The following is a 397-nucleotide window of genomic DNA, read 5'->3' as shown; positions in this document are numbered from 1 at the left end:
GACGCAGCCGGATTCGTAATCGTGGTTGCCGAGCACCGCGACCACCGGAATCGAGCAGGCGCGGAAATCCTCTGCGAGAAGCTCGGCCTCCTTCGGCTTGCCGAGGTTGGTGAGGTCTCCGGTGAGCACCAGGACGTCTGCTTCGCGAGAAACCTCGCCGAACAGGTCACGGTAGGACGTCTGCGCATCTTCCTGAACATGCAGATCGCCCATCGCGGCGATCTTGACCTTGCCGTTGCCGCTCGCTTTGCGGCCTGTTCTGCTTTGTTCAGCCATCGCGGAATTCTCCAACGCCGCCGACGCCGGCGAAGCCCCATTCCTTGACGTCGACCTCGTAGTCGACCTGCGACAAAAGCCTGCCGCGGCAGATCTTCATCCGCGGCGAAGGCAATCGCCG

General features: G+C 62.7%; 1 protein-coding gene. It reads right to left on the bottom strand.

Annotated elements, in window-relative coordinates; all coding sequences use genetic code 11:
- A partial coding sequence (locus EN859_RS35610; RefSeq protein ID WP_189502502.1) for a metallophosphoesterase occupies positions 1–213 on the bottom strand: 213 nt, incomplete at its 3' end.
- Positions 214–397: the final 184 nt, after the last annotated feature.

It is taken from the genome of Mesorhizobium sp. M00.F.Ca.ET.216.01.1.1 (assembly GCF_004010325.2).
In the GTDB taxonomy this organism is placed as follows: Bacteria; Pseudomonadota; Alphaproteobacteria; order Rhizobiales; family Rhizobiaceae; genus Mesorhizobium.
This window is presented reverse-complemented; position numbering and strand designations above follow the sequence as displayed.